This is a genomic window from Corynebacterium sp. HMSC06G04 (assembly GCF_001807365.1).
Taxonomy (GTDB): domain Bacteria; phylum Actinomycetota; class Actinomycetes; order Mycobacteriales; family Mycobacteriaceae; genus Corynebacterium; species Corynebacterium simulans.
Genome location: NZ_KV788618.1, coordinates 218078 through 227724, shown reverse-complemented (window position 1 = coordinate 227724; position 9647 = coordinate 218078). Strand labels below are relative to the sequence as shown.

The window sequence follows — 9647 nt, the reverse complement described above, 5'->3', positions numbered from 1 at the left end:
CGCAACACCCCTACCAACAAGCCGCTCTCAGCATCTTCAAGCACATCCGCCTATTCGCGGGCCCCAGATTCTCGATCCAGGGCGGAATGGCGAAGAACCTTGGAGAATACGTCGCAATCGCTCACTGCCTAGCGCTCCTTGATGAGGACCCTTCGGCGCGTACTGCCATCATTATCGATGACGAAGACGCGAAAGCACTCATACGCAAGCGACAGGCAGCAACAGTCTTTAACACCGAAGCAGTACTCCTCCGCTGTGTGAAGCTCGGTATCCTTACCGACCGTGGACAATCACGCAAAATATGGGAGAAGCTCTCAAGATTCGACGTCCTCGCCCCATTCGAGACCACTCGGCTAAATGACCGTTCGGTTTACCGAGGCACCATGTAGTCGCTCGCCCATCCAGCAACCATCGCCGACTAATCACCCCCACTACCCCAAAATCAACGCCGCCGTCTCCTCCGGCGGCACGTCCTTCAGCTGCCGGCTCTTGATAGACCACGACGCCAGCCCCAGCACAACCCAGACCACCAGCGCGATGAGCGGAGCCGTTCCCAGCATGCCAGGCGAGCCCGGAACGAAGAGCAGCACCAATAACCCGATGGAGAGAATGCACCCGGCCAGCGCGAAGCACTCATAGAACTTGTTCGGCGCAATCGGCTCGGACATCCCAGGAACCTGCCCGGTACGCGCAATCTTCCATGCGCAGAAGCACGTATAGAAATACGCCACCGTGATGCCAGCACTGGACATATCGACGACCCACGTCAAGGCCGCGCGCCCAAACCACGGGGTAACCAGGCACACCGCGCACACCAAGAGAATCGCATTGCGCGGGGTGCGCTGCTTACCATTTAGCTCACCCAGCCGACTCGAGACTAGGTTGGCGCGGCCAAGAGTAAACAAGACTCGGCTTGCCGCAGTGAAGAATCCGTTCAACCCAGTAAGAACTCCGGCGCTGACGGCTACAACCATGAGCACCAAACCGGCAGGCCCCATCACCTCGCTGATGGCTGCCGCCGGCGGCCATGCCTCCCCTTCATAAGCATCGTGACGGGTTCCCACAGCGATTGAGGTTGCGAGCATCATCGCCAAGTAGATCAAGGTCGCCGCAATGATTCCCCACATCAGAAGGCCTAGCGCTTTCTTCGGCGAGAAATTGAACTCGCCCGCCGACTGCGGAATGGAATCAAAGCCCACGTAGGCCCACGAGGCAAAAGCGATGAAGGTCGCAACCGCCGCCGGCGGGACGTCCACTGGGAAAGCGGGTGCAAGCGCCGGGCGCTTGGCGACGTAATAAATCACCATCGACGCCACTATGACCACCACCGCCACAATCATGATCACAACAGCAAAGAACTGAAACTGGCCAGAAAGCGCGCCCCTCATGACCAATTCAGGGAACGTGACACGGAAGACGAGCGTGACTGCCGACGCATTCAACGCGACGACGCACGAGTACCCTAGTGTCAGCGCAAACCGGCTACAGCAACTCTTCATCAATAGCGTCGATCAAAAGCTCATCTGCTTTATCAAGCTTTCCAAGTGCTAAATGCCAAGTCCATTCTCGGTATTTGAGAGATACTTCTTCTGCGTTACCTACGCAAATCAAATACCCCTGTTCGAGCCAAACAGCTTTTTGACAAAACTTCGTAATGTCCGCGGGAGAATGCGAAACCAACAACAAGGTGCCAGCAGACTCGAGAATTCCGTTAACCAAATCTCTAGACTTATCCTTAAACGTGGCATCTCCTACGGCAAGAGCTTCATCCACCAACAAGATATCGGGACTTGATGCGCTAGCAATGGCAAACCGCAGCCGAGCTGACATTCCAGACGAATAGGATTCCATCGGCTGGTCAAAATACTGCCCAAGATCACAAAACTCAATAATCTTGGGCATCTGTTTCTCAATCTCATCCAAATGCATTCCCGCAGCCAAGCAACCAAGCTCAACGTTCTTCCTCCCGGAAAGAGATGGGATTAGTGCCGCATTTACTCCGAGAAGCGCCGGGCGGGACCTAGCAAAGACTCTTCCAGTCGTTGGTCGCTCGACCCCAGCAAGAATACGCATCAGGGTGGACTTTCCCGATCCGTTTCTGCCCAAGAGACCAACCGAATCCCCCTCAACCAGTCGTAGGTTGATTTTCCCAAGAGCCCAAGAATACTCATTACTAGTGTCAAGGGCTTGAGATTTGAACCGATCGAAAAAAGAGGGCCTTTTTAGTCTGTATCTTTTTGACACATTTTGAATGTCAAGAGTCAATGGTTTGTCACACATATCTTGATTCCCCAAGCTTAAAAATCAGTAATCCGATAAGGAAACAAGATACGCTCAAACTGGTGAGTGCTGCCCAGTTCCATGCTCCGCCAATCCCACCATAAACAACTATTTCGCGAGCCAACTGCAAAAGATAAAAAGCTGGATTTGCGTTGCTTACAAACCTCACATAATCGATATCAAATAAACTATCGATGCTAAAAAATACACCGCTTACATAAAACCAAATTCGAGAAATAGTCGAGATAAAAACCTTAAGGTCTGGGAAAAAATAGGTTGCCGAAGACACGCCAAAAAATATGCCGAGCGTAAACGCAGCCATTAGAAAAAATAGTGGAATCAACAAAAGCAAGCGATACGGAGCCTCAAAGTTCCCTCCTAAGATAAATCCAACAGCTGACGCAATTACAAGAGTCGGCAATGCGTTGAGAATCGCAGTCACCCAGCCAGAAAGGGGGATAATTGCCCTTGGGAAATTGAAGGATCTCAAAAGATTTCTATACGTCCGCATGAGTCCTGCTGCATCACTCAAGCTATTAGTAAGCGGGCCAAACCAACCAACGCCCACGATCAAAAATGGCAAGAAATTCTCAACGCCCCTTGAAGTGTGGAGTAATACACCAAAGATCAATCCGTAGATTGCAATGTCAAGAATTGGTCGAGCCACTGTCCAAAAGCTTCCGAGGACAAAACCAGAATTCCTTAAGCGGGCCCGAGTCTTGCCATTCACCCAAATGAAATGACGATAGTGCCATATTTCCTGAAAGTAATCACGCCAATTCGGACTAGCGCCAATTTCGATCAATTCCGTAGCATCATGCTTCGTCACCTCAGGAACCCCAGCGATCGGTTGATTGAAGCCAACGCTGGAACTTTTGCGAGTGGGGAATGCTTCGCAACAGGATCACGATAAAAGATAAATTCATTACGCCAAGTAGTGTCCACGAAATCGATCGCACGCAAAGAACGAATCATTCCCATATATTGAATCTCAAAATCATTATATGACGCAACATTCACATAAGTTTCACTCCGCGGAAAGTAGCGATTGGAAACAACCAATTCCCAAGCCCTAACGCGCCACGGTTCATTCAATAGTGTTCGCGTCCCATTCGAATCTTTCAATACCGTTGTTTGAACAGCTTGCACCCGCGATTTTAAATCGTAAGCGAACCAGTCAAACTGAGGATTATTCGTCAAATTGCGAGACCTTTTGTCGAGGACGCTAGTACAAAAAGCTTGATAGCCACCCGCTGAACTTCCAAAATGTAGGGTTCGGTCCGCGGCAGGTAAGCCCAGAACCTCTCGCAAAAATTCTATTAACTTCAGATAAAGAATCGGCGCGAATTTCTTTCCGTCCACCTGCCCCCATCCTAGGGATAGTCGTTGGTGAATTAGTAGAGTCGGATCCGCAATTCCAATGAAGCTAGCATTGATTTCATCGGCCCAAGTTGAACGTTGGAAGACAACGCCATCCTGCGAACGGTTTCGATCTACTGCACCATTGTAAGCCACAAAAAGAACCTCGTGGTACCGGTCGGATTTCTTCAAAAACACCGGAATCTTAGTGCCCTCAACGTACGCGAAAAAGCTAAAAGCCTCGCCACTTTCAAATCTCTGTCTCAATCGCTCGAGATCAAGAGATATCTTGACTCCGTCGCATCCAGTTAAGGAAAAATTACTCGCTTGCATTAGAAATCTCCCCGAGACGATCGTTGGTTAGAATTTTTGGCTCCTCAAAATAAGGCTCTCCATAGACGCGCAGACTCTTGACTACACTCCTTGAAGGCGCAATCCAAGAACGTCCCAAATTAGTCAACGCTTCAACCCCAATTTTAATGAGTTGCCCGCGCTGCAAGCCCGATACTGTAATCGACCGAGGCTCCGAGGACCATCCAATATCCAACCGAATTGTCTGCCCATCGTCAACTTCTACAAAAATAGCGACTGCCTTTGTCGCTTTGGAGAGCGCGTATCCATTTTCGATGACAATCTCAGCAGCTCCTTGAGCCAATGGAAAAACATATTGCTTATACACCCGGTCACCCTTGCATAACGTATCTGAGGTGAGGGATACGGAATCCTCAACCGTAAAACGAATACATGAGTGACCCTTTTCAGATGAATCAACGTACGATTCCTCCGAAGTCTGAATTTCACTTGTATCCGGAATGGAGCGGACTCCGTTGTAAGGATAGGCATCGAGTGGCGCAAAGAGACGCTGAATTAGTTCCCTGTGGAATCTCCGAGATTTTCGTTGCGTAAATGGAAGTGTGTTTGCGATTTCAATCAATTCTCGAATACCAAGAGGATTGATGGGAAGGAATGCAGTCGATTGGCTATTGATAGCTTCAGATTGAAACCGTCCACAACGAATCTCCCAAAAAACAAGATTCGAAAGAGATATTTCGTAGTCCTTAACTAGATCCAATGCGCCATCGTTCCACGCTTTCTCCAGCGCCTGCCGCTTAATTTCAGGTGCCTCGTTTACGAGTCCTGCAACTGCTAAGTAGCACGCCTCCCAATCCTGCTTGGGCGTAATTCCGGGTTGTGAACTAGAAAAATAGTCAATCCAGGATTCTAGCCCCGGCGCAACCGCCATAACGGCGCTACGATTCCCGATCATTTCCTCGTACACAATTTGAAAATTTCTTGCGTGACGCTTAGTTGAATTTCGGTTGAGAATACTGGACTCTTCTTGAGTTAGAGCCCTAAAGTCTCCCAAGCTATCTACGAGAACCTTGATGTGAGTTAGCCCAAGGTCTTTCGCGATTCGAGATGCACACAAAATGTCTTGCTGGTATGACAGTTCCGTTGGCGTTTCTTTTTCAGAAACCCTTTCTTGCCCATAGGTCACGAACGAAACAGGAATGTCTTCTGCACGGAAAGCTGCGGTCACCAATCGAGAATCTGACCCCGCAGTCAACGCAGCGTACAATTTCAACCCTTGCTTCTCCAAATTTACAACGGAACGTCGAACAAGTTCCTCACCCCGGCTCATCCGGAACTCTAGGGTTTTATTGGAATACTTCATTTCACCGCGAGGGTAAAATCGATTGAACGCGCTCGAGGCAGAATCAAAATAGAAATTGGGCAAGAGTGCCTTATAGTTAGGATCCGGGGTTTCGGTCCCTCGATAATGCTGGCCAGAAGGCTCTAGCGGCGGCAATTCTTTAATTCTATTTTCGCAAACACGACGACCAAGATCAATATGCGAGCAAACTAGACTATGGGACGCATTAATATAAGTAGAACTCATACCTAAAGCGTCATGATATACACGGAACGAAGAGTCAGAGACAACGAAGATTGTATAACGCCCGGCCAACGTGTCCAATCGTGAATGAAATGCAGCTTCACCTGTCTCCCAAGAGACTATCAGGCTATCTGCGATAGAGCTATGCCAATCCTCTGTTCTGCCCACGTCGTATGCAATACCGATTACGACTATAGTCACCGTATCCCGGTTCGAGATTTGAACTTGGGTTTCATTTCGCACTCCTAGTTCAAACTCGGCATTTATCGAACGCTGCTCGAAGTTTGGAATCGTTGGCGTTTTTTGAGACTTGCCAAAATAAAACCCAAAGGGGAATTCACGAATAGACATTTAGTCTCTCCTAATAACGGCTCGCGGAGTTGGAAGTCGATCTTTTCTTGACGACCTGTCATTCTTTCGTGCTGATACAGCAAGTTTGATCGTTGCCGGGCTATTGCACGTAACGAAAGTATGCCGCAATTCGTCCAAAGGAATCGAAATCTTTGCTTCCTTTCTAAACACTATCGAATGGGCCCAGTCAAAAGGATAGCTTCCAAGAGTTACCCTAAGCTGATTTCGAATAGTTTCCATAGCTTCGGAGGTACTTGTTACGGTTAAATGGGCGTTAGCCGTTAAACCATACCTGTCCTGCAGCTGACAAAGTTCATCGAGACTGAATGTGTTGGCGAGAGAAAGGCATTCACCCGGCCAAACGTTCAGAGAGTACGCCGTAGTGCCCGGAGAGAACTCAGAACTGTCAAGCAGGCCTAGATCCAGCAGTAGCTTCTTCACCGAATACTGGTCGATACTCGCTACGTCCTTCCGGACTTCTCGACCAAAGGGCACAGTATGGACTTTCAATCGCAAACGCTCAGCTTTTCGGATTAATTCGCCAGGCTCCCCCACAGAAAAGTAACGCTCACCGAGACCAATTGGGGAGAATTTCGGAAGAGTCCTCGCGTAGTATACTTCGCAGTCTGTCAGTATCAGGTAGCCAAACCAATCCGGAATAAAATTCGTCCGCCCAATTTTTGTCGGCCCGACCAACACATCCGTGCATCCAGAAAGCTCTGCCGCTAGTTCATCGAGGCCTACGCCGGAGCCGACCGTTATCCATCGAACGTCGCCGTCATAGTACTTCAGATCTGATGAGAGCGAGCGAGGCACAGTTGCGGTTCCAGCTGATTCCACCACCAAAAGCTTTCGATCTGCTCTTTTTGCACCACCAACACGTAAGAATTTCCGAATTCCGTAAAATTCATATAACCACGGGTAAATTAGCACGTCGGCATCATCAGCTCCGGCTAACGTAAGTGCCTGCTTGGCGTGAGCTGTTCGGACTACAAACTTATGAGCGCCGGCAATAGTCGAAAACTCCGCATCAGTGCAATCCAAATTTCCGTCTAGGAAAAAAACTACACTGTTGGAAGTCAAAGGTGAGTCGAGCTTTGTAATCTCAGCTCGACCATTCAGTATCCAAAAGTGGGTCGACTTACTCTGCGGCTTTGTCCCAGGCTTATCTACTGTAATGCCGAGCTCTTTAAGGCCACGAGACAAAATGTTTCCTAATGACAGATCGTCCTCTTTCACGAAGGAATGCAGTACTACCGACCGTTTCAACGAAGGAGATTCTCCGCTGTACCATTCCAGCGCTTTAGAAAAGTCAAACGTCGATGTGTTAATCCCAGGATCCGAAGAATACCCTTTCACCTTTAACTCTCGACCATCAAATTTCGTGAACCATTGTGAGCGTTCAACGGAACTTAAGTCCCGCCATTCATCAGACTCCATCATGGCTTCCAAGCACAACACCCGACTATCTGCCGAGAAATTTTCAGCAAACCGTTCGGCAGTTGCCAATGATAGGTCAATTAAGTCCGACTCCGAAAACTCGGAAAATACCTTGTCGACTGCGTCAATTGAAGGAACGGGAATTAGCTCAGGAAAGTGCCGAATCTTTTCCACCGACGGAACAACACATATGGTTGGCAGGCCCATTGCAGCATATTGAATTACGCGAGACGGGAACGGAAAGAACTCAAAATCCGCTAACCCTTCAAACCAAGTGTCCAGCCCTTTATGATCTCTAAAATACTGCGGAAAGCTCACTGCCATTTTGGCTCGTCCACATGACTCGATTACTTCTCGATCAGAATCAAGGTATCCATGATTCAGATTGGCATAGTCCAATCCTGTCAGACCATGCATTTTTACGTTCAGAGAAAGACCTGCTAAATCGTGATAACGCTTGCGTCTGAGCTGTCCCTGAGCGTTGCCAAGAAAGACAAGATCGCTATCAAACCCTGCATTCCCATATACATAGGGAAATGCAGTGTTATCTGTCCAAAATGGAAAATTGATTCCTCCAGGGTGACCTAGATGTTTGTCATAAAGCTCAATGACGTCGACATCACCACAATGCAACAAAGCATCATACATATGTGAATTTGTGCGATAAGAAAGCTCCCAAAGGACAGGATCGTCACAGAGCCAAGCAAAAACGTTGGCGCCAGTAGCTTTCAGCTTTCGGAGAACGCTCTCTGGTGCTGAGGCCGGCCGAAAAACCAGAATAAGATCTGGCTGGAAATCCACAACTTGCTGAGCATTACGTTCCAACAGGGCCAATGCGCTAGGAGCTGTCGGGAATTTGAATCCGCTTCCAAACCTACCGGTATTAAGGACTTGATGGCCTCGCTTCCGAAACGAACGCTCGAGGCTCGAGGCCAAATGTTCTTCCTGAATCCCGTCAAAAATAGCAACCCGCATTATTTCAGAACCTCTCGTAGCATTGTCTTAGAAACGTCAGGCAGAAAATTCGGAATCGCACCATCAAGAAAAGCATTCCGAAATTTGCTCAGCTCATCTGCATCAAAGCACATAGCTATGGTCTCCAATGCTTTGAAATTCGCATCTCCGAACTCTTTGGAGTCACAGAGACAAATCTTAGCCTTTCTGCTTAACACAGAAACTGCCGCAGCATCGACTACAATAGCCTTCGGTTCTGGCTCCCTAGAACAATAGAGCCACCCTTCCTCAGTCTCTAAAAACGCTACTCCGGAGGGGGTACTACACTCAAAAAACCTTTTAACTATACTGCTTGGCTCTAACTGACTGTCTGCAGGAAATATCCAAGCGATCGATGTGGGAACGAAATCCTTTAACTCGAACGAACGCAAAGCGTCAATCAGAAAAGCCTCGAAACAAAAGTTCGCGATCGCACTAAGAAAAAAAGGACTCTTTAGTTCGAGTGCTCTGGAAGGCGGCGTCTCGGGTTCAATAACCTGAAAACTACAGTTTGGAAAAATCTCCGGGAGGGGATTGACTGCGTTTCTATCGATACCTTTTCCGGGAAGAGCTACTGGCAAAGCACCCCGAAAAATTGCATCGACAAGTTCAAATACAGGCGGCTTACCAGTACCCACTACGAATCCAACGTATCCATAATTGTCTTCAAACATGAAGTCCAATGGGGTCGTGTTCAGTGCAGCATTCGGGTTATCTGAGGCCAAACGGTAGTCCCAACCGATGGAACGGAAATAGGAAGAGCGGTCTTTTCCTAGAGATAGTCTCCCAGGGAGCTTTTTGTATCCTTGATAAGAGACTGCTGTTTCAACGCCCCGTTGGGTTACTCGACGCGATAGAACTCCATGTCGAAGGCTTGGACAAAGAGGCAGATACGCAGCAGAGATTCCGCGATTAAATAATACCTCTAGGCCCTCTTTCTCCGAAACCAGACAGTGGTCGACGACTTCGGCAAGCTTTTCAATTCCCCAGTTTATGGGGAAATCATTGACAATCCATCCCATGACGGGAATTCCACGACTTTGGGCTGCTCGGATTACCTCGAAATAATTAGATTTGCTCCAGGCTACAGCATCTCCAGACAGACTAGCCCATCTACTACCAATTGGCGCACCCGCATTTGTATCGATCACAAGAAGCTTGCAATCGACCTGTTCAAAGAAATATTCAATTTCTGTCAAGTCAGGCCGAATTACGCGGCAGAAATTGGACCACAGATGAGCCCCAATATTGTCCCCAATATATGCGACATTAATCGGCATTAAATACTGATTACGGTGTCGGAAATCCTTCTCTCGAATCTGCATGA

At 48.4% G+C, this 9647-nt stretch carries 7 protein-coding genes and 1 pseudogene; 1 reads left to right on the top strand and 7 read right to left on the bottom strand.

Going from position 1 to position 9647, the window contains the following annotated elements:
- Positions 1-389 (top strand): annotated as a pseudogene (locus tag HMPREF3158_RS08900) (hypothetical protein); the annotation flags it as partial.
- A 42-nt stretch (positions 390-431) separates the two neighbouring features.
- Here HMPREF3158_RS08900 and HMPREF3158_RS08895 read toward each other — a convergent pair.
- From HMPREF3158_RS08895 to HMPREF3158_RS08865, 7 genes are all read right to left on the bottom strand, one after another.
- The gene (locus tag HMPREF3158_RS08895) at positions 432-1388 is read right to left on the bottom strand and encodes an APC family permease (RefSeq protein ID WP_371326204.1); all 957 of its coding nucleotides are present in this window, start codon (positions 1386-1388) and stop codon (positions 432-434) included.
- A gap of 94 nt (positions 1389-1482) precedes the next feature.
- Positions 1483-2280: an ABC transporter ATP-binding protein gene (locus tag HMPREF3158_RS12585; protein ID WP_083291070.1), complete on the bottom strand. Its 798-nt coding sequence runs from the start codon at positions 2278-2280 to the stop codon at positions 1483-1485.
- Positions 2273-3109, bottom strand: a complete 837-nt coding sequence (locus tag HMPREF3158_RS08885) for an ABC transporter permease (protein ID WP_168161762.1) — start codon at positions 3107-3109, stop codon at positions 2273-2275. Before HMPREF3158_RS08885 ends, HMPREF3158_RS12585 begins: the two co-directional genes overlap by 8 nt.
- Positions 3106-3972 (bottom strand): hypothetical protein, encoded by an 867-nt coding sequence (locus HMPREF3158_RS08880; RefSeq protein ID WP_070498176.1) that lies wholly within the window; start codon positions 3970-3972, stop codon positions 3106-3108. The genes HMPREF3158_RS08885 and HMPREF3158_RS08880 overlap by 4 nt, the downstream gene beginning before the upstream one ends.
- Positions 3959-5887 (bottom strand): hypothetical protein, encoded by a 1929-nt coding sequence (locus HMPREF3158_RS08875; RefSeq protein ID WP_070498174.1) that lies wholly within the window; start codon positions 5885-5887, stop codon positions 3959-3961. Before HMPREF3158_RS08875 ends, HMPREF3158_RS08880 begins: the two co-directional genes overlap by 14 nt.
- Positions 5888-8302, bottom strand: a complete 2415-nt coding sequence (locus HMPREF3158_RS08870; RefSeq protein WP_070498171.1) for a CgeB family protein — start codon at positions 8300-8302, stop codon at positions 5888-5890.
- A complete protein-coding gene (locus HMPREF3158_RS08865) occupies positions 8302-9645 on the bottom strand; it encodes a hypothetical protein (RefSeq protein ID WP_070498169.1) in 1344 nt (447 codons plus the stop codon). The genes HMPREF3158_RS08870 and HMPREF3158_RS08865 overlap by 1 nt, the downstream gene beginning before the upstream one ends.
- Positions 9646-9647: the final 2 nt, after the last annotated feature.

What these genes read in the sequence shown, in the direction of transcription:
- HMPREF3158_RS08895 (WP_371326204.1), bottom strand. Translation starts at nt 1,388, where the DNA reads ATGAGGGGCGCGCTTTCTGGCCAGTTTCAGTTCTTTGCTGTTGTGATC.
- HMPREF3158_RS12585 (WP_083291070.1), bottom strand. Translation starts at nt 2,280, where the DNA reads ATGTGTGACAAACCATTGACTCTTGACATTCAAAATGTGTCAAAAAGA.
- HMPREF3158_RS08880 (WP_070498176.1), bottom strand. Translation starts at nt 3,972, where the DNA reads ATGCAAGCGAGTAATTTTTCCTTAACTGGATGCGACGGAGTCAAGATA.
- HMPREF3158_RS08875 (WP_070498174.1), bottom strand. Translation starts at nt 5,887, where the DNA reads ATGTCTATTCGTGAATTCCCCTTTGGGTTTTATTTTGGCAAGTCTCAA.
- HMPREF3158_RS08870 (WP_070498171.1), bottom strand. Translation starts at nt 8,302, where the DNA reads ATGCGGGTTGCTATTTTTGACGGGATTCAGGAAGAACATTTGGCCTCG.
- HMPREF3158_RS08865 (WP_070498169.1), bottom strand. Translation starts at nt 9,645, where the DNA reads ATGCAGATTCGAGAGAAGGATTTCCGACACCGTAATCAGTATTTAATG.